The 19,972-nt window shown below is 62.4% G+C and carries 16 protein-coding genes and 2 pseudogenes; 10 read left to right on the top strand and 8 right to left on the bottom strand.

The features are described 5' to 3' along the window. Positions 1 to 67 precede the first annotated feature (67 nt). The 7 genes from CRO50_RS19510 (at position 68) to CRO50_RS19535 (ending at position 5,548) form a co-directional block, all read left to right on the top strand. Positions 68 to 661: a regulator gene (locus tag CRO50_RS19510; RefSeq protein ID WP_097147531.1), complete on the top strand. Its 594-nt coding sequence runs from the start codon at positions 68 to 70 to the stop codon at positions 659 to 661. Beyond that, the gene (locus CRO50_RS19515) at positions 661 to 1,314 is read left to right on the top strand and encodes a DUF6927 domain-containing protein (RefSeq protein WP_097147532.1); all 654 of its coding nucleotides are present in this window, start codon (positions 661 to 663) and stop codon (positions 1,312 to 1,314) included. Before CRO50_RS19510 ends, CRO50_RS19515 begins: the two co-directional genes overlap by 1 nt. Positions 1,315 to 1,440: 126 nt before the next feature. Further along, on the top strand, positions 1,441 to 1,767 hold the full coding sequence (locus CRO50_RS19520) for a type II toxin-antitoxin system PrlF family antitoxin (protein ID WP_097147533.1): 327 nt from the start codon (positions 1,441 to 1,443) through the stop codon (positions 1,765 to 1,767). Beyond that, positions 1,764 to 2,282: a type II toxin-antitoxin system YhaV family toxin gene (locus tag CRO50_RS19525; RefSeq protein ID WP_097147534.1), complete on the top strand. Its 519-nt coding sequence runs from the start codon at positions 1,764 to 1,766 to the stop codon at positions 2,280 to 2,282. The genes CRO50_RS19520 and CRO50_RS19525 overlap by 4 nt, the downstream gene beginning before the upstream one ends. Before the next feature lie 94 nt (positions 2,283 to 2,376). Next, positions 2,377 to 2,541: a hypothetical protein gene (locus CRO50_RS20275; protein WP_009819683.1), complete on the top strand. Its 165-nt coding sequence runs from the start codon at positions 2,377 to 2,379 to the stop codon at positions 2,539 to 2,541. Beyond that, positions 2,531 to 2,683 carry an antitoxin PaaA2 family protein gene (locus CRO50_RS19530; protein ID WP_043754116.1) on the top strand — a complete coding sequence of 51 codons (153 nt, stop codon included), beginning with the start codon at positions 2,531 to 2,533 and terminating at the stop codon, positions 2,681 to 2,683. The genes CRO50_RS20275 and CRO50_RS19530 overlap by 11 nt, the downstream gene beginning before the upstream one ends. Before the next feature lie 102 nt (positions 2,684 to 2,785). Beyond that, on the top strand, positions 2,786 to 5,548 hold the full coding sequence (locus CRO50_RS19535) for a strawberry notch family protein (RefSeq protein WP_232617649.1): 2,763 nt from the start codon (positions 2,786 to 2,788) through the stop codon (positions 5,546 to 5,548). A gap of 18 nt (positions 5,549 to 5,566) precedes the next feature. Here the strand turns inward: CRO50_RS19535 and CRO50_RS19540 are convergent, their stop codons facing one another. The 3 genes and pseudogenes from CRO50_RS19540 to CRO50_RS19550 form a co-directional block, all read right to left on the bottom strand. Next, positions 5,567 to 6,250 (bottom strand): IS6 family transposase, encoded by a 684-nt coding sequence (locus tag CRO50_RS19540; protein ID WP_097147535.1) that lies wholly within the window; start codon positions 6,248 to 6,250, stop codon positions 5,567 to 5,569. A gap of 86 nt (positions 6,251 to 6,336) precedes the next feature. Continuing rightward, positions 6,337 to 7,681, bottom strand: a pseudogene (istA, locus tag CRO50_RS19545) (IS21 family transposase); the annotation flags it as partial. A gap of 118 nt (positions 7,682 to 7,799) precedes the next feature. Next, on the bottom strand, positions 7,800 to 8,351 hold the full coding sequence (locus CRO50_RS19550; protein ID WP_097147536.1) for a recombinase family protein: 552 nt from the start codon (positions 8,349 to 8,351) through the stop codon (positions 7,800 to 7,802). Between the two features lie 124 nt (positions 8,352 to 8,475). Between CRO50_RS19550 and CRO50_RS19555 the strand changes: the two are divergent. Next, positions 8,476 to 11,375: pseudogene (locus CRO50_RS19555) on the top strand (Tn3 family transposase). Between the two features lie 200 nt (positions 11,376 to 11,575). Here the strand turns inward: CRO50_RS19555 and CRO50_RS19560 are convergent. From CRO50_RS19560 to CRO50_RS19585, 5 genes are all read right to left on the bottom strand, one after another. Further along, positions 11,576 to 13,489 (bottom strand): TRAP transporter permease, encoded by a 1,914-nt coding sequence (locus tag CRO50_RS19560; protein WP_157791679.1) that lies wholly within the window; start codon positions 13,487 to 13,489, stop codon positions 11,576 to 11,578. A 119-nt stretch (positions 13,490 to 13,608) separates the two neighbouring features. Continuing rightward, positions 13,609 to 14,613 (bottom strand): TAXI family TRAP transporter solute-binding subunit, encoded by a 1,005-nt coding sequence (locus CRO50_RS19565; protein ID WP_097147538.1) that lies wholly within the window; start codon positions 14,611 to 14,613, stop codon positions 13,609 to 13,611. A 192-nt stretch (positions 14,614 to 14,805) separates the two neighbouring features. Further along, complete coding sequence (locus CRO50_RS19570) at positions 14,806 to 16,197, bottom strand: hypothetical protein (RefSeq protein ID WP_232617650.1); 1,392 nt, start codon at positions 16,195 to 16,197, stop codon at positions 14,806 to 14,808. Between the two features lie 90 nt (positions 16,198 to 16,287). Further along, positions 16,288 to 17,193, bottom strand: a complete 906-nt coding sequence (locus tag CRO50_RS19575) for an SDR family NAD(P)-dependent oxidoreductase (RefSeq protein ID WP_332835669.1) — start codon at positions 17,191 to 17,193, stop codon at positions 16,288 to 16,290. A gap of 195 nt (positions 17,194 to 17,388) precedes the next feature. Beyond that, the gene (locus CRO50_RS19585) at positions 17,389 to 17,952 is read right to left on the bottom strand and encodes an NADPH-dependent FMN reductase (RefSeq protein WP_078572124.1); all 564 of its coding nucleotides are present in this window, start codon (positions 17,950 to 17,952) and stop codon (positions 17,389 to 17,391) included. A 358-nt stretch (positions 17,953 to 18,310) separates the two neighbouring features. Here CRO50_RS19585 and CRO50_RS19590 point away from each other — a divergent pair, with 358 nt between their 5' ends. Then, positions 18,311 to 19,471 carry an aromatic ring-hydroxylating oxygenase subunit alpha gene (locus tag CRO50_RS19590; protein ID WP_232617651.1) on the top strand — a complete coding sequence of 387 codons (1,161 nt, stop codon included), beginning with the start codon at positions 18,311 to 18,313 and terminating at the stop codon, positions 19,469 to 19,471. Next, the gene (locus CRO50_RS19595; protein ID WP_078572122.1) at positions 19,468 to 19,953 is read left to right on the top strand and encodes an aromatic-ring-hydroxylating dioxygenase subunit beta; all 486 of its coding nucleotides are present in this window, start codon (positions 19,468 to 19,470) and stop codon (positions 19,951 to 19,953) included. Before CRO50_RS19590 ends, CRO50_RS19595 begins: the two co-directional genes overlap by 4 nt. Positions 19,954 to 19,972 lie beyond the last annotated feature (19 nt).

A 19,972-nucleotide genomic window follows, 5' to 3' on the forward strand; every position in this document is an offset into this window, starting at 1 on the left:
CGCGACCCGCGCAAGCCCTTTCGCCTGCGCGGGTCTATCTTCTCATACCCAACGGAAAGACATCCCCATGGCTATTCTCAAGTTCTCCGCCTCCGCCGTGGCGGCGCAGATCGCTCATGCGCGCGCCTGCAAAACCTTCCTGCCCAACTGGAACGGGCCCGTGGACAGGCCGGCCCTGATCCTCATCGTCGGCAATGGTGTGCATCTGCGCTCAAACGGCATCGATGGTACGACCACCCGTATCGTTACCACCGAGCAGGCCGATCCCTCCTTCGCTTTCGCAGATGGCATGAACCCGTTTCGGGATACCGACTGGATGGCGCAGCGCCGCATGGCGTTTCGCGATCTGACCGGCCAGTTTTACACCGACCTCTTGGATGACGTGCAGGTGCTCATCGACCGGGGGCAGGGTGCGATCCGGCTCGCCACCGATGGCCACAGTATCCGCGTCTTCGTGCGTCGGGCCTCGGACTATCTCATCGGCGGAACCTACGAGGTGCCCTCGGGCCTCGGCGGCACCTTCCGGGTCATCCTCAAGGATGCCTGCGACACCTTCGCTATCGTACAGAACTGCGGCAATTGTGAGGATTTCGACGCCATGCAGCGCTACCGCGTGCCGCTCGATGCCCTGATGGAAATCGATGACCGGAGGGTGGCTTGATGGGATGGCTCTTCTATACCGACGGCCGCGTCCAGACCTACGCGGATGAGAAAGCGGAGATTGCCCGGCTCTGCACCTTCGAGGGCGAAACGCGCAGAACCGAATTGGTCAAGGCTTGCAAGGTCGGCTCCACCTGGTACGCGGCGGCAACGGTCACAAGTATCGATGGCTCGCCGGTCGAGGACACGACCTATGTCACCGATGCGGATGGCTCCATCACGTTCGGGGCTGTCTTCCTCACCCGATACGATGACGGCTGCTGGGGCTACAAGGACATGGAGGAAAGTGCTGGCCCGAACGAGTCTCGTGCTCCCCTTGGGCTGATCGAGCTCCTCTCCGACCTGAAAGACCCGGACAGCTACGCCCAGGACTGGCGCCAGCGCTGCCGGGATTGGGCTGCGATCCCGGACTACGAGGAAGGCGACAAGATCAGGCTCGCCACGCCCGTGACGCTCACCGATGGCAGTACATGCCAGATCGTCTCCGCGACGCACTACAAGCGGGGGCGGCAAAAACGCCGCTGCTACCGCATCGAGGAAACCGGTGGGCTCGTACGCCTGTCGAAGGCCTCGCTTGCGGGCTCGGAGCTGCTCAGTTCCGCAAAAGGTGCTGCCAGCCCGGTGTTGGCGGAGTATCTCGCGGGGCGAGAATAGGTGCTGTGCCGGACGGTGCATCGACCTGCCGGCGACAGCAGATCCTGCGGCTTGTCTTGACAAGACAATGCAAATGCATTACCTATCGCAGGAAGCAAAGACCCCCCATTCTTTCAGGAGACTGCCATGACAGCGCTCGCACAAGATGTCTCGAAACTCACGGATCGGTATCAGACGACCGTGCCGGCAGGAGTGCGCAAGCAGCTCAAGCTGGGCAAGGGCGACCAGATTCGCTACTGCACCGAGCCGAGTGGCAGGGTCTATATCGAGCCCGTGCGCAGCGACGAGGAAGATCCCGCGCTCGGCGCGTTTCTCGATTTTGTCGAGGCCGATATCAAGGCGCATCCGGACCGCATCCGGGCGTTCGATGGGGCTTTGCATGGCCGTCTTGCAGCACTGGTCGGAGACGTTGACGTCGATCTCGATGCGCCGCTATCGCTCGAGGATGAATGAGCGGCGATAGCGTGCCCGCAGGGGCGCCCCTTGTCGTAAACGGATGGTCGATTTATGCGCATCCGCTCTTTCTGGACCAGCTCGAAGGGCTGATCGAGGAAGTTGAAGCGCGTAAGGCACGCGATCCCAAGACCTGGCGCAAGAAAAACTCCACGAAACGGCTAGCCGCCATCTTCAAGCTGGTCACCGAGGCCATACCGGCAGATCCGCGTGCCGCCGCCTTCCGGCAGGGCGGCACGCTCGGGGATCACCGCAAGCACTGGTTCCGGGCGAAATTCTTCCAGCAGTATCGGCTGTTCTACCGGTTCAACAGCGATGCGAAGGTCATCGTGGTGGCTTGGGTGAACGACGACAAGACCCTGCGCGCCTATGGCAGCAAGACGGATGCCTATGCGACGTTCAAAGGGATGCTGGAAGATGGCAACCCACCTGACAATTTCGACGCGCTCTTGAAAGAAGCTGCAGCGGCAGGCAAGCGGTTCGAGAAATCCCTTGAAGCGGTGCCCGATCGGTAAGTGGGCCAGCTTGCTATGACCCTTTGGCATTATCATTTACGACGCCACGCTCGAAGATGTAGCATCGGCTGATAATGCGGTCGGAGAAAGCACAATGAATGAGACGGAAAAGGATAGGCAGCACCTCGGTCTAGAGGAGCAATGCGCGCCTGACCTGACGGGGCACCGTTTCCCAATTGCTGTGCGCGTTGCAGACATGCCCGATGACCTCGGCAAGCTGCTGGATATCGGGCTCGAGGAGCATTTCCGTGGCCGCTGAAGCGAATTCTTATGACACGTGGTTTTGCGCGCAGGTGCAGGCCGCGCTGGAGGATGCACGCTCGGGAACATCTCAGGTTCAGGTGATGCAGGCCGCACAGGCATTGATTGATGCGAAGCGGCAGGTCGAACCCAAGTCCTGACCAAGCCTTTGAGGTCGGCGCGGTCTGACTACGTCACCCTGAAAAGCGAAAGCGGGCTTTTTGTCCTTTGGAACTCAGACCCTGATCCAAAGGAAAATCCCCATGTCCAAACCCAGAACGGCCAACCCGGCTCTCGCAATCTCCGAAGCCGATCTCGCCTCTGCCCTCGCGCAAATCGGCACGGAGGTCGATGACCAGCCCCTGCGCAGTTCAGCGCTCGCGCGTATCATGCGCGAGACGTTTCATGGCAGCGATGCCGGTGGCGCCTGGGACTGGCGCATGGCCTATGACATGATGCAGGCAGCGGCTGTCCAGGTGCTGCTGCGTGGGAACGGCGCGGCAGGTGACACCGCCGCTGCAAGGCTACTTGCCTCACGGCTCCTGACGGAAACCCGCCGGTCAGAGCAGCAGATCCGGCTACAGCAGTTTTCCACGCCGCTGCCATTCGCGGCGCTGGTTTTGCGGGCCGCGGCGATCCGCAAGGGCGAGACCGTTCTGGAGCCCTCGGCGGGCACCGGTGCCCTCGCTGCTTTCGCCGCCCGGGCCGGTGCCACGCTTCTGCTCAACGAGATCGACCCCTTTCGCCAGCGCCTCCTGCGCGCGGTTTTCGGCGGCGAGGTCACAGGCCATGACGGCGAGCATATCGATGATCTGCTGCAGACGCCGGTTCTACCCGAGGTCGTGGTGATGAACCCGCCCTTCGCCTCCTCGGTCGATCGCTCCCGAGACAAGCACATCGCCGCCAAGCATCTCATCGCGGCTGCAAAGCGCCTGGCACCCGGCGGGCGGCTGGTGGCGATCATGCCGCCGGGATTCACGCCCGAACGCGATGCCGCGCATTGGTCCCGCGCCTGCGGTCTCCTGACGCCGCGATTGGCGCTGACGATGCCGGGACAGGTCTATCGCAAGCTCGGCACCTCTGTCGAAACCCAGCTGATGGTCTTCGACAAGGTGCAGGAGGACGGCGAAATGATCCGCGCCAGTGTCCGGGACTTGGATGAAGCCCTTCCTTTTGTCGACGCAGTTGCCGCGACCCGGCCCGAGATGCGCCCCGTCCAACGGGCTGAAGCGATCCCTCATGCGCGACCGATCGTTCCATCATCTGCCCCGCGCAAGACCGCTGCTGCGCCTGTCGCCGCCTCCAAATCTCGGGCCAATGCCGTTGTCCCGCTCACTTTCAAGAGCCTCGATATCCCGCGCGACAACACGCCCATCTCGGACATCTATGCGCGCTACCGTCCGCAGCGGATCGAGATCGCGGGTGCGCAAGAACATCCCACGCCGCTCGTCGAGAGCATCGCCATGGCCTCGGTTGCCCCGCCCATGCCCTCAAACACGGGCAGTGATGACTTGCGCCTGCCCGCACGGTTGATCGAGGAGGGACATCTCTCCGAGGCGCAGCTGGAAACCATCATCATGGCGCATGACGCCCATGGGCGCGACCTGCCGGGTCGGTTCGCGATCGATGACGACCAGACCAAGCTGACGCGCGCCGATGATGATCCAGACGCACGTGCCTATCGCCTTGGCTATTTCCTCGGCGACGGCACCGGTTGCGGCAAGGGGCGCGAATGCGCGGGGCTCATTCTCGTGAACTGGCTGGCCGGGCGCAGAAAGGCGATCTGGGTTTCCAAATCCGCCACGCTCATCGAGGACGCCATCCGCGACTGGACCGATCTCGGCGGCTCGCCAGCCGACATCCAGCCGCTCTCAAAATGGAAACCGGATCAGCCCGTCCCGATGGGCGACGGTATCCTCTTCGTCACCTACGCCACGCTGCGGTCCGCGGGCAAATGTGGCACCACGCGACTGAGCCAGACCCTCGACTGGATGGGCGAAGACTTCGACGGCGTACTGGCCTTTGATGAGGCCCATGCCATGCAGAACGCGGCCGGGTCCGAGCAGGGCAGGGGGGTCAAACCCTCCCAGCAGGGCCTTGCAGGCCTGCGGCTGCAACTGGCAGCACCCCGCGCTCGCGTCTTCTACATTTCGGCCACGGGTGCCACGAGCGTGCACAACTTGGCCTATGCCGCGCGTCTTGGTCTCTGGGGGCAGGGGCCGGAATACCCCTTCCCAAGCCGCGAGAGCTTCGTTTCTGCGATGGAAGCTGGCGGTGTCGCCGCCATGGAGGTGGTCGCGCGCGATCTCAAGACGCTCGGCCTCTACACGGCCCGCGCCCTCAGCTTCGATGGCGTGGAGTATGACGTGCTCGAACACGCGCTCACCCCGGCCCAGATCGAGATCTACGACGCCTATGCGGGAGCCTTTCGCACAATCCACCACAATCTCGAAGCCGCTTTGACAGCCACCGGCGTCAACGATGCCTCGGGAGAGACCAATGCCTCGGCAGCACGCGCCTCGGCCAAGTCCCGCTTCGAGAGCACAAAGCAGCGTTTCTTCAATCATCTGCTGATGGGCATGAAGGCCCCGACCATCATCCACGCCATCGCGGACGATCTGGCGGCAGGCAAGGCTTGCGTCATCCAGGTGGTCTCGACGGGTGAGAGCCTGTTGAAGCGTCGGCTTGAGACGATGGACCCGGAGGATGAACTCGTCGAGGGTGCCTTGACGCCACGCGACTATGTTCTCGCCTTCCTCGAACAGGCTTTTCCGATCCATGCCCAAAAGCTCGTGGAGATCGACGGCAACATGGTGGCTGAGCCGCTTCGGGATGAAACTGGCGCGCTGGTCGTCTCGCGCGAGGCGCTCGCTCTGCGTGACGCGGCCATGATGGAGTTGATGACGCTGGCGCCGATCCCCTCGGCGCTGGATCAGATCCTCTGGGCCTTTGGCGACGAGGCCGTGGCAGAAGTCACGGGGCGGTCCATCCGGTTCTGTCGCAAACTTTACCGAGTGTCGGCATAGCCTGATCTGCGGACAGAATTATGCTGCGAGCTCCGCGAAGGTCTGGAATGCGGTTGCGCCGTTGGCCGCGATTTGGCCTTTGCGGATCATGTGGGCGGTCTCGATCCCGGCGAGGGTGGCGGCCGCCGAATGGAAAGCCTTGAAGCCCATCATCGGTCGGGTGATCCGCTTGATGAAGCGGTGGTCTTGTTCCAGTATGTTGTTGAGATATTTGACCTGCCGCACCGTGATGGTGCGCCCGTTGCCAGTGAACTTCAGGATCACGTTCACCGCCTGCAGGCCGGCTAGGTTGGCACCGCTCTTGTCGATCACAATCCGGTCCGGCACGCCGTTGGTGCCGATCGCTCGCTTGAAGAAGCGCCGGGCAGCGGACAGATCTCGGCGATTGGAAAGCAGGAAATCAAGCGTTTGGCCGTCGCGATCCACGGCCCTGTAAAGATAGGTCCATTTTCCCTTCACCCTGATGTAGGTCTCGTCCATCCGCCAGGATGTGGCGGTCGGCCGCTTCCTCGCTTGCGCCCGGGCGGCGATCAGCGGCGCAAACTTTACCACCCAACGGTTCAGCGTGGCATGGTCGACCTTCACCCCGCGCTCTGCCATGATCTCCTCCAAGTCACGGTAGGAGACGGCGTAGCGGAGGTAGAAGAAAACCGCGTGAAGGATCACGGACTTCGGATAATGCATGCCCTTGAACTCGATCACGCCAACCGCCCTTTGCCAACTCCCTGACAACGCGGACATATCACGTGCGCAAAGAAAGTCGAAAGTTTGCGACAGTACCCATTGTGCGACAGGGCTTCGGCGCAGGCCGCCTCGACCGCATCAATCCCGTCGGTCAGCACGGCGCTCAGAATGTCGACCATCTGCCGGTCACCGCCCGGCTGGCGTTCCAGCTTGCGCCACACGCGGCGGATCGGCACCGGCAGCTCCCATTCCTTGAAGGGGGTCCCGTTGCGCAGGGCGCCGGGTTTGCGGGCCAGAACAGGTAGGTAATGCAAGGGATCGAAGATGGTTTTGTCGCGTCCGAAGGCACGCTCGTGTTGGCCAACAATCTGGCCGTCCTGCTAGCATTCCAGCCGGGCGGCATAGGCCCTGATCTCGACCGGCCGCCCCACGGCACGAGCATCAACCGAGTATCGGTTCTTGTCGAACCGCACGAGGCAGGTCTTGGACACCGAGGCCGCAACCGCATGGAATCCATCAAAGGGACCGACATAGGGCACAAGGCTCGGACGCTCTTCTTCGAACACCTCCCAGATCGTTCGGTCGCGCATTTCCGGGTGATTGTTCGCCTTGGCATAATCCCGGCACCGGTCTTCCAGCCAGGCGTTCAGCTCGGCATAGGATTTGAACTTCGGACGCGGCACGAAGAAGCGCCGCCGGATCACGCCCACCTGGTTCTCGACTTGCCCTTTCTCCCAGCCCGAGGCCGGGGTGCAGGCAACAGGGTCGACCAGGTAATGGCCGCACATCTGCTGGAACCGCCGGTTATAGGCGCGATCCTTGCCGACGAAGATCGCATCGACCGCCGTCTTCATATTGTCGTATATCCCCCGGGCGCAGGCTCCGCCGAAGAACGCGAACGCCTTGTCGTGGGCGTCGAATACCATCTCTTGCGTCTCGCGCGGATAGGCCCGCACAAACGGCATCCGGCTGTGGCTCAGGCGCACATGCGCAACCTTCACCGTCGTGGTGACGCCATCAATCAGGACAACCTCGTGGCTCCAGTCGAACTGATAGGCTTCGCCCGGATCGAAGCTCAGCGGCACATAGGCGGCGGCGGAAGCTTCCCGGGTCGCCTTCGACCAACTCGCCGCATAGCGCCGCACCGCATCATAGCTGCCGTCATAACCCAGGTTGCGTAGCTCTTCGTAAAATCCGAACCAGTGTCAGCCGTTGGCGTTTGGCTTGCCGGTCATTCTCGGCCAGCATCTCATCCAGATCGGACCGCCACGGGTCGATCTTGGGGCGGGGCTGCGTGGACCGGTCATAGCTGAACTCGGTTGCCCCGGACCGCACCACCTTCCGCACCGTGTTCCGCGATACCCGCAGCTCCCGGCAGATCTGCTTGATCGGTTTCCTCTGGATGAAATACGCCCGCCTGATCTTCGCAATCGTCTCCACAACCAACATCCCCAACTCGCTCCCTCAAATCCGTCGAGGAAGCTTCTGAACAGAAATATCAGGGGGGTCACTTTTGGACGCCGATTACCCCAATACAGGGGTCAATCTTGCATGCCGGTTCACACGGTTAGGCGTTGTTTTCGGCAAGATACCGGTAGATCGTTGCCTTTGAGAGGCTGTATTCGGCCATGAGTTCCCTGATCAGAGTGCCCTGTTTTCGTTTTTCGCGCAGTTCCGCGATCTGATCGGTTGTCAGTGCGGGCCGTTTTCCGAACTGCACGCCGCGATCTTTGGCCTTTTTGATCCCATCCATTTGCCGTTCGGCTCGGATTTCAGTCTCGAACTGGCCGATGGCGCCCAGCATATTGAACAAAAGGCGGCCTGTGGCATCTGACGTGTCGATGTTCTGGTCCAGGACGACCAGATCGACGCCTTTCTTGCTCAGGGTCTCGGCGATCTGGCAGAGGTGGAGCGTGGATCGGGCGAGACGGTCGATGCGGGTGACTATCAGCTGGTCGCCGTCGCGGACATAGTCGAGGCACTGCTTGAACTGGGGGCGAGCATCGGTGGTGCCGCTGCGTTTCTCCTCGAACAGTTTGTCACAATCACCCAGCTTTTCTCGCTGCACGTCCAAAGATTGCCCCACTGAACTGACGCGCGCGTATCCGACTTTGGCCATTGGGTCTCGATTAGATTCAAAGGTTGTGCGACTTTCATATTGAGACATTGATAAAGACATGACAAGCGGATTGTCTCGATATGTCTACTTTCCGCGACTCATCAGAAGATGAAAGTACCTGCCAATGGCTCACCGAGCGGTTTTGACTGAGCGCCAGCGCGTAAACCTCTTTGCCTTGCCAACTGATGAAGCATCACTGCTGCGGCACTATATTTTGGATGACGATGAAATCGCCCATATTCGATCTCGTCGGCGCCCTGAAAACCAGATCGGCTTTGCGCTTCAGCTTTGCGGGTTTCGATTTCCCGGACGTTTGCTCAGGCCGGGTGAGGTAATTCCAGAAGAAATATCCCGGTTTCTGGCGGCTCAACTGGGGCTGCAGTCTGATGACCTTCTGCGATATGCCATCCGCGAGAAGACGCGGCGCGAACATCTTGCCTCCCTGCGTAAGATCTATGGGTATGTGATGTTCAAAGGTAAGCGCGCAAAGCAAATGCGCGCCTGGCTGGACCGCGAAGCGGAGGTTGCCGTCAACAGCGAAAGCCTGGTGCGCGGATTTGTCGAGGAATGCCGGCGGCGGAGGATCATTTTACCCAACACGGCCACGATCGAGCGGTGCTGCGCCGACGCGCTTGTCGCGGCTGAGCGCAGAATCGACGCCCGCATTGCCGCACGCCTCGACAGCACAATGCGGATGCGCCTGAACGGCCTGCTTGCCGAAAAGGTGGACGGGCGCACCAGCCGGTTCGTCTGGCTCCGGCAATTCGAAGTCGGCAAGAACTCTGCCGATGCCAATCGCCTGCTTGACAGGCTTGAATTCCTGCAAGGGATCGAACTGTCGCCGGACGTACTGACCGACATTCCTGCGCACCGGGTCACGCGGCTTCGCCGTCAGGGTGAACGGTAATTCACCGATGGTCTTCAGGACATCACGAGCGCACGCCGACTGGCCATCCTGGCTGTCTGCGGTGTTGAATGGATGGCTGCAATCGCCGACGCCGTGGTCGAGACCCATGACCGCATCGTCGGAGCTGCTTGGCGTGATGCAAAGAAAATCTGCGACGCGCGGGTTGCAGAGGCCCAGGCGGACATAGCTACCACATTGGCCGGGTTTGAATCTCTGGGTACGACGTTATTGCTGGCGAAAGGCGATGACATGGCCATGGCTGGCGCCGTCGACGCGTCCTGTGGCTGGAAGTCTCTGGAAACGCTGGTCGCCAATGCCGGCCAGCTCCAGCGAACCGTCAAAGCCGATGCGATGGATCACATCGCGAAGGGGCATCACCGCTTCAAACTCTATGCGCGGCGCATGCTGGGCACGCTGGACATTCACCGCGCTGTGGTGATGCAGCCGTTGATTGACGCGGCACGGGTGATCCGGGACAGGCTTGATATTCCCGCCGACATGCTGTCTTTCCTCTCCACGCGTTCCAAATGGCGGGGGCACTTTCGGGACGCCGACGAAGAGAAGGAACGCCTCTGGGTGGTTGCTGTTCTTTGCCATTTGCGCGACGCCTTTCGCTCTGGTGATATCTGGCTCGCCCATTCCCGCCGCTATGCCGACATCAAACAGGCGCTCATCCCGGTTGAGGCCGCCAGCGTCATGGGGCTTGCGATGCCGCTGGAGCCCGAGGCCTGGATCGCTGATCGCAAGCGGCGCCTGCAACAAGGGCTTGCCCGGCTCGGAAAGGCTGTGAAAAGAGGAACACTCCCCAACGGGACCATCGAGAACGGTGTCCTGCGCGTGGAGCGGCTCAAGGCCGATGTCCCGGAGGAAGCCGGCGACCTCGTCCTTGATCTTTATCTCCGCCTGCCGGAGGCGCGCATCACCGATATCCTTGTGGAGGTGGACGAGGATATAGGCTTCACCGACGCCTTCACGCATCTGCGTACGGGCGCCCCCTGCCGGGATCGGATTGGGCTTCTGAACGTGATCCTTGCCGAGGGGCTGAATCTCGGGCTCAGCAAGATGGCAAATGCGACCAGTTCCCATGATTTTTTCCAACTCTCACGCCTGTCACGCTGGCATGTGGAAAGTGAGGCTCTGGATCATGCCCTCGAAAGGGTGATCGAGGAGCAAGCGCAGGTTCCCATGGCGAAATACTGGGGAACCGGTCGAACGGCATCGAGCGATGGGCAGTTCTTCCCGACGACCCGACAGGGCGAGGCGATGAATCTCATCAACGCCAAATACGGGAGCGAACCCGGCCTGAAAGCCTATACCCACGTCTCCGATCAGTTCGGCCCGTTCGCCACCCAGGTCATCCCTGCCACGGTGAACGAAGCCCCATATATCCTGGATGGGCTCCTGCTGAACGAGGCCGGCAAAAAGGTCAGGGAACAATACGCCGATACGGGCGGGTTTACGGATCTCGTCTTTGCCACAACGTCGCTACTGGGATATCTGTTCCGCCCACGCATACGGGATCTCACGTCCAAGAAGCTGCATGTGTTCGATCGGAAAGCTGTTCCCAAAGATCTGAACGGGCTGACCGGTGACCGGATCCGGGAGAATACGATCATCGCAAACTGGCCAGACATCCTTCGAAGCATCGCGACGATGATTTCCGGGCGGATCCGACCGAGCCAATTCCTGAAAGCCCTGGCCGCCCGCCCGCGGCAACATGACCTCGCGATTGCGTTGCGGGAAATCGGGCGGATCGAACGAACGCTCTTCATCATCGAATGGGTTCTCGATATCGAAATGCAACGCCGGGCAAATGTCGGCCTCACAAGGGCGAAGCTCACCACGCCCTGAAAAACGCCTTGCGAATTGGGCGTCAGGGCGAAATCCGTGATCGATCCATCGAAGGTCAGCACTTCCGCATCGCCGGGCTGAACCTGCTCGCGGCTATCATCATCTACTGGAATACAAAACAGCTCGGAATCGCCGTCGAACGGCGGCGGCGTGATGGGCTTGACAGCCCCGCGACCCTCCTGCCGCACATATCGCCCCTCGGATGGGCGCATATCCTCCTCACGGGAGAATACCGGTGGCGGCCGACAGCCCCCAAAAACCCTTAACGCCCTATTTTGCACTCTACCGGAATCGACCCCAACATCGCGGGCGGTCACCTGTCGATGCTGACCGAACCCGAGAAGACGCTGGAGGCGATCCTCGCGACGCCCTGACGCCGGGCGGTTCTTCTCTTCATGCAAAAGCGGCGCCCGTCTTGCGAGGGGCGCCGCTTTCCGGACCCGCCGGAGCGGGATATCGTTCGGGCCTAGTTGCCGATCACTGCGCCTGCCGCGCTGCCGCCCATGAGCTTTTGCTGGCCATAGAGCAGGAGCACGATGCCCAGCGGCAGCAGGGCGAAGGCCGGGTGCAGGCCGGTCAGGAAGAAGCTCGCCACCCCGATCACGATCACCGCCAGACGCAGGGGTACGGCCACGCGCCGTGCCAGGTATCCCACCAGCCCGGCGGAGATCAGGAAGACCGAAGCCACGCCGCCGATGATGGCCGCGCCGATCTCGACCAGCGTTCCTTCCAGCAGGAAGGCCGGGTTCAGGACGAAGGCGAAGGGGATGACATAGGCGACCACGGCCAGTTTCAGCGCTTCGAGTGCCGTCTTCATCGGGGCGGAGCGCGCGATGGACGCGGCCACGAAGACCGACAGGCAGACCGGCGGCGTCAGGAAGGACAGCGTGCCGAAGTAGAAGATGAACATATGCGCGCCCATCTTGTTGATGCCGAGCTGCTCGAAGGCCGGGCCGATCAGGATCACGAGGATGATATAGGTCGCCGTCACCGGCACCCCCATCCCCAGGATGATGCAGCCGATGGCCGAGAAGATCAGGAGCAGCCAGATGCTGCCGCCCGAGGCCGCGATGAGGTTCTGCGACAGGCTCGACCCAAGGCCGGTCAGGCCGAGGCAGCCCACGACGATCCCGGCAATGGCGCACATGATCGCGATGAACACCGTGGCTTCGCCCGCCTCCACGAAGGTGCGGACATAGGCACGCGCCGGGCGGCGCATGCTGGGCAGGACCAGCGACATCAGGATCGTGGCGAAGCTGGCCGCGAAGGCCGAGGCCGCCGGGTTCCAGTTCCAGCCAAAGAGCGTCCAGAGCAGGATCGCGAAGGGCACCGCCACGGGGATCATCCGGCGGCCCGCATCGCGCAGGTCCGGAAGCTCGGTCGCGTCGGCGCCTTCCATGCTGGCTTTCACCGCTTCGAGGTGAACCTGAAGGTAGACGCAGAAGTAGAACAGGAGCGCCGGAACCGCCGCCGCGATGGCCACGGTGGCATAGGGAACGGCCAGGAACTCGGCCATGAGAAAGCCAGTGGCGGCCATGACCGGGGGCAGGACGAGTCCGCCGGTGGAGGCGACCGCCTCGACCGCGCCGGCCCGTTCGGGCGAATATCCGACCTTGCGCATCATCGGGATGGTGAGCATCCCGGTGGTGGCCACGTTGGCCGAGGCGCTGCCCGAGAGCGAGCCGAAGAGCGCGCTGGACATGATCGCGACCTTGGCGGGTCCGCCCTTGCGGCGGCCCATCAGGGCGAAGGCGAAATCAGAGATCGCATCGCCGCCGCCGACCAGGAACAGCACCTGTCCGAAGACCACGAAACTGGTGACGATGGTGGCCGCGACATAGACCGGCGTGCCGAAGATCGCCCCGGTTCCGAGATAGTTATAGGTGACGAGCCGGTCCCAGCGGATCACGCGGGTTTCGAACATGCCCGACAGGTAGTGACCGAAATAGGCGTATCCGAGCGCCAGAAGGCCGACGCTAACCATGGTCCAGCCGACATGGCGGCGTGCCACCTCGAGAAGCAGGACGATACCGATCACGCTGACGATCACCTTGTCGGTGGTGATGAGGCCAAGGCTGCGGACGATTTCGTCGTAATTCAGAAAGATGTAACCCCCGACGATCAGCGCCAGCACGGCCCCGATTATGTCATACCAGGGCGGCGTCTCGCGGACCTGGGACTTGGAGAAGGGTTTGACCAGGAACGAGATCGCGACGCAGATCGCGATGAACAGCGTCAGGTATTGTTCCTTGTATATGATGATGCCGAAGCGCGGCAGCAGCTGAAGCGAATAGATCAGTGCCGCGATGGGCAGGATGATCGCAAGGACCTCGTAGACGTAGCGATACGGGCGTTTCAGAACCCTGTTGTTTTCTTGCACGGGTGTCTGGCCTCCGATTGGCGTGTGGACTCTTACAGGGAGAATCGCCCCGGCCGTCAAGATCTGGCCGGAGCGATCCGTTGCTGTGTCGCGCCGGGACGGGCCCGGCGCATCATGGGTTATTTCGCCGAAATCTCAGCCTGACGGGCTTCGAGCTCGTCGGTCCACACGCCCTTGGATTTGAAGAATTCAATGGCGGCCGGGTGGAACGGAACCACGACGGCGGTGTCGGCAAAGCGATCCGGCGTCCAGGTCGCGAGCGACGGGTGAATGGCCTTCAGCTCTTCCGAATGCTCCCACAGCGTCTCGAGGATCGCGATGACCTTGTCATCGGCGAGGTCGCTGCGGCCATAGAGCGTGGTTGCATAGCTCAGCGCGTAGATGTCGCTGTCGACACCGACGATGCCCGCGGGCACTTCGATCGGAACGAAGGCGCTGCCGATTTCCTGCGAACGGGCCATCGCTTCGGGCGAGGGGTCGATCGACAGGATGCGCGCGCCTTCGGCGGCGTTGAGCTGCTGAAGGATACCGCTGCCGATGGAGCCGACGGCGGCGTCGGCGCGGCCTTCGATCACGGCGGTCACGCCTTCGGGATAGCTGGAGACGCTGACGACCTCGAAGTCGTCGGCGGTCAGACCGGCATTGGCGAGCGCGGCTTCGGCGGTGATCGAGGACCCGGCAAAGGCACCGTAGTTCGACACGACGCGCTTGCCTTTCAGGTCTTCCATGCTGTGGATGTCCGAGCTGCCCCGGACCACCAGCGACAGGCGGATCGGCGAGCCGAGCATGATGGTGGAGATCGGGTAACCCTCGCCGCCATTCATGCCCTCATAGGGGCCCACGGCCCGGTAGGCGAAGTTGGCTTCGATCGGGCTCGACAGGCCGAGATCGGCTTCGCTGGAGACGAACATCGGGAAGAAGACGGTCGGGGATTGCGGCAGCACGTCGACGCGGTCGCCCGTGTGCTGGCCAATGACCGACGCGATGGCCTGCGACTGCGCGTAGAACAGGCTTCCTTCCGGGTTGCCGCCCATCACGAGGATATCGGCCTCGGCGGATTTGGGCGCGGCGCCCACAAGCATGGCAACGCCGAGCGCTGCGGCGGTCAGTTTCTGGAAAATCATTGGGGCAACATCCTCCCTACCCACGTGGTGCTGGCTCCGCTATCTGGAGCGGGCTTGCTTTTAGAGCTCGTTATTCGAACAAACATCGAATACCGCATAAACTTAGAGGCAGGCAGACACGGAGTCAATTCACGCCGATCGTCCCCGCCGCATTCTTCAAACGTATATGAACCGCCCCGATTGGGGGGACGATCAGAGCAGTGCGCCCGCGATCAGCAGGGCGGTCATGCTGATCGCGCAATAGGTCAGGATGAAGGGGCCGTTCCACCGCAGGCCGACTTCCCGGGCGGATTTGTCGGTCATGCCCATGGCGATGGCCAGTGTCGAGGCGAAGGGCGACAGCAGCATCGAGCCGGACCAGCCGCACATCACGGCGAGCATCAGCATCACCTCCGGCATGTCGATCCCGGACGAGATGATGGCCCCCGAGCAGACCAGCGCGCCGATCATCGGCGACAGGCCAAGCTGGCTGACCAGGGTCATCAGCAGGATGATGATACAGGCGATCACCCCCGGGCCGAGCGAGACGTTCTCGATCAGCAAACGCAGTTGATCGGCGGGCAGCATCTCGACGACGGTCAGGCCGAGGAAGGCGCTCGCCCCGATCAAGCAGATCTCGCTGGTCGAATCCGGCAGCGCACGGAACCCGTCGCGGGCGAGGGATGTCAGGTTGCCGGAGAACGGGCGCCCCTCGGTCAGGAGCACCCAGACCACCGCCATGGAGGGGATCACGATCAGGATCGCGGCGCGCATCGGAATGCCGATCACCGCCTCGGCCAGTGCCGACAGCCCGGTGATCGCGATGAGCAACCCGAGCAGTGCGGCCATGGCGAGGCCCGCACCCTTGTGGGGTGACGGGGTGAAGGTGCGGCGCGGGCGCGGCTCGAGCCGGTCGAACACCCAGCCCAGGGCGAAGAAGACCACCATAAGGCCGAGCCCGTAGGGCAGGTAGGACACATATCCCAATGTCGGCATCAGCGGCAGGAGCATGTTCATCGCCAGACCGGCCGGCGACCACAGGATCGTTGCGGCGAAGCCACGCATGACGGCATTCGCGATTCGCCGTCCCTGCACCTCGCCGATCTGGGGCGTGGGCGCGGTGCGGTCGCGTTGGGCCAGCGCGATCCCGAGCAGAAGCTGGAGACCGCCGAGATTGAGCAGGATGCCGAAGATATGGCTGCCGCTGGCCAGGAGCACGAAACGACGTGACGGCGGCTGGTCCACCACGAAATGCGCCGCCGTATTGACGATGTTCGAGCGCATCGCGGCGACCCGCAGGATCGCCATGACCGTCAGCAGCGCGGGCAGGTAAAGCGCGCGGCTCGCGGCAAGGGCAAGGCTGCCCGGATCGCCGCCGGCCATGACCAGAAGCACCGCGGACAGGGCCGCCAGCAGGAGCAGAACCTTGGCGTTGGTGCGCACATGGCGCCAGCGCATCAGGATGTGGCAGACGATCAGCGTGATCGCGATTCCGGCGAACAGGTGATTGTCGCTGAACAGGTCCGCGAGGGTGAAGACGGTGCCGCCCAGCAAAGCGGCGGAGGCGATCGTGGAAAGCCGGTCCGGGCGGGCCGCATCTGGCATTATATGCTCTTACCTCATACCGGTAAACCGACCGCTACGCACCGCCCGGCATGGTCGACCGGGCGGCGGCCCTATCCTTTCCGGTATTGTCTAGACAGACAACCCGCCATCAATCGCGATTTCGGCTCCTGAGATGTAGAGGCTGAAATCCGACAGCAAAAACAAGACCATATGAACGACATCTTCCGGCATGCCGGCGCGACCCAGCGGCACCTGCGCGGTGCGGGTCTTCAGGTCCTCGTCGCTCCAGGCGTCCAGCATCGGGGTGAGGATAATGCCCGGATGGACCGAGTTGACGCGGATCCCGCGCGGGCCCAGCTCGCGCGCGGCGGTCTTGGTCATGCCGCGCACGGCCCATTTGGTGCCGACATAGGCAATGCCCTTGCTGGCGCGCAGCCCGGCAAGCGACGAGATGTTCACGATCGACCCGCCGTCGGGACCCATCGCCGCTTCGGCGAACTTCACGCCCAGATAGGTGCCGAACTGGTTGACCTTGTAGTGCAGGTCGAAATCCTCGGGCGTGGTGTCGGGGATGGTTTCTGGCCGGTAGAGCCCGGCATTGTTCACCAGACCGTGCAGGGGCCAGTCGCCGCATTGCGCCTGCAACGCCGCCCAATCCGCTTCCGAGGTCACGTCGAGGCGGGCGAATTGCGCGCCGATCTCATCGGCGAGGGCGCGGCCCTCGTCTTCAAGGATGTCGGCGACAATCACCTGCGCGCCCCGCGCCGCGAGATGCCGGGCCTGAAGCGCGCCCTGTCCGCGCGCGCCGCCGGTGACAACCACGAGGCGGCCGCCGAAGGACACGCCCAGGATGTCGATCTGGCCGGGCTGGCCATCGGGCTGGCGGCGCGGCAACCGGCAGAGGGGTTCGCGGACAGTGCCGCCGGGCGCGAGGCGCTGATCCTGGCCTGCGGCGGGCTGCGCACCGCCTCGATGCAGACCCATCGCGGGTTTAGCGGCATCTCGTTCTGGAACGATCACGAGACGGCGCGCCATTTCCGCCGTATCCACAGCGATCTTGTCCGGCTGGGCGGCAGCGCACGGGCGCGGCGCGATCAGGCGGATGCCACCCAGGCGGTCGGATCGCCCGAAGCGGCGGCGGCGGCGGGCGATCTCGGCACCTTCGCCGAGGAGGTGCTACGCTTCGAGCTGCGGGAGACGGTCCTGATCCCCTGACGGGTCAGGGCTGCGTCACACGGTTTCGCCCGCCAGCCGGGCGAAGGCCCCTTCGACGAGCTGTTTCTGGACCGACGGCGACAGGCTTCCATCCTGGCGGAAGATCCTTGAGGTCGAGCCGAGCTCGAATTTCTGCGAATAGACGTTCGCGCCGAGCTCCAGAAGGAACTGGTGTAGGGCAGGGTGGCCGCGCAGCGCGCCGACGCCGCCCACGGGCGCCCCGCAGAGCGTGATCAGCTTGCCGTGGAACAGGTTACCCGCGCCGTCCACGTCATGCCCGATCCAGCCAGCGGCGTTGCGGAACACCGAGGAGAACGCGCCGGTATATTCATCGGAGCTCATGAAGATGGCGTCTGCCGCGGCCACGGCTTTGCGAAGCTTCGCTGCATCGTCCGGTATGGGACTGGGCTGACCCTCGATGAAAACCGGCAGCTCATATTCGGCAAGGTTCAGCGTGACCGCTGCGAAGGCATCCGCCATGTCGCGGTCCGCAAGGGCCGCAGCGGCGCCGACCATCCGCCAGTTGGACGAGCCGACCTGGCTGCTTCCCGACATGAAGAGGACTGTCTTTTTGGGCATTTTCCGCTCCTTAAGATGATTGACGGCCAGTGACCGGCCCCTGAACGCCGCCCGCCGGCACCGGCGGATATGTCACCTTCGCAAGGGGCTTGGTGCCTTGATTTTTCATCTGCTCCTCCCCCCGTTTTCTGCATCTGCATGGCCAGTCCCTGCTTGACACAAAATTCTCAGGATTGTAAATCAAAAAACGAATAGCGGTTCTAGTTCGAAATACGAACATCCGACAACTCGTTTATCGGGAGGGAGTAAACCCATGAACAATTTGGCGCCCCTTGGGGCGGAAATGCCTGTTTGGGCGAAGGAAGATGAGGGTTTCCATGTCCCTTACTGGGTGTTCCAGCGCGAAGACGTTCTGGAGATGGAAAATGAGCGCCTGTTCCAGGGGGAAACTTGGAACTACATGTGTCTTGAAGCCGAACTTCAGTCGCCCGGCGACTTCGTCGCGGTCCATGTCGGGGAAACCCCGGTCATCGTGACCCGCGACCATGACGGCGAGATTTATGCGTTCGAGAACCGCTGCTCGCATCGCGGCTCGCTTCTGGCGCTGGAAGATCGCGGCAACGTCAAGGATTTCACCTGCGTCTATCATGCCTGGACCCACAGCCTGCAAGGCGACCTCGTGGGGATCGCGTTCAAGGACGGGATCGGCGGCAAAGGCGGGATGGAGAAGGACTTCTGCATGAATTCCGTCGGCCCGCGCAAGCTGCGCGTGGCCAATGTCGACGGGCTGATCTTCGGCAGCTTCGACGAGGATGTGGACGATATCGAGGATTACCTGGGCGAGGAGGTTCTCGATCGCATCCATCGCGTGCTGGAAGGCCGCAAGATGGTGGTTCTGGGCCGGTTCACACAGGTGCTTCCCAACAACTGGAAGCTCTATGTCGAGAACACCAAGGACAGCTATCACGCCAGTATCCTGCACACCTTCTTCACCACCTTCGAGTTGAACCGGCTGTCGCAGAAGGGCGGGATCATCGTCAGCCCGAATGGCGGCTGCCATGTGAGCTATTCCGAGATCGACCAGATCGCGGAAGCCGAGAAGGCGAAGAACACGATCTATTCGGACCAGAATATCCGGTCGCAATCGGACCTGCAACTGGCCGACAAGTCGCTTCTGGCGAGCTTCAAGGAATTCGATGACGACATCACCCTGCAGATCCTCACGGTCTTTCCGGGTTTCGTCCTGCAGCAGATCCAGAACTCGATCGCGGTGCGTCAGGTCCTGCCGAAAGGCACCGACGAGATGCATCTCAAATGGACCTATATCGGGTTCGAAGACGACACGACCGAACAGCGCCGCGCGCGTCTGAAACTGTCGAACCTGATCGGGCCGGGCGGCTATGTGTCGATGGAAGACGGCTGTATCGGCGGCTTCGTGCGCCGGGGCACCAAGGGCGCGTCGGACAACAATGCCGTGCTCGAAATGGGCGGGCGCAGCATCGAAGGCGGCGACGACCGCATCACGGAAGCCTCGATCCGGGGGTTCTGGGCAGAATACAGAATGAGGATGGGCCTATGAACATTCACGTCCGGCAGGCCGAGGTTTCGGCCCTGATCAGCGCCGCGCAGGCCCGCTATGTCCGCGAGATCGACGATGGCGATTGCACGGCATGGCCCAACTTCTTCGTGGATGATTGCTTCTACACGATCACCAGCGCCGACAATTACGCGCAGAACCTTGAGGCGGGTCTTGTCTGGCTCGACAGCAAGGACATGCTGCGCGACCGTATCCTGTCGCTGCTGGAGGCCAACGTCTATGAGCGCCACTCCTACCGCCACATGATCGGGCAGCCCTTCGTGGGCGAGCTGGAAGGCGACGAAGTGGATTCGGAAACCTCGTTCATGGTGGCCCGGATCACCCGCGAGGGGCCGACCGATCTTTTTGCCACCGGGCGCTATATCGACCGCTACCGAATCGTCGGCGACGAGGCAAAGATCGTGTCGCGCACTGTGGTGCTGGACAGCAACCAGATCGACACGCTGCTCGGTTTCCCGCTATAATGACGGCGCAAAAGGAAAG

This window comes from Pseudooceanicola antarcticus, assembly GCF_900215355.1.
In the GTDB taxonomy this organism is placed as follows: domain Bacteria; phylum Pseudomonadota; class Alphaproteobacteria; order Rhodobacterales; family Rhodobacteraceae; genus Pseudooceanicola; species Pseudooceanicola antarcticus.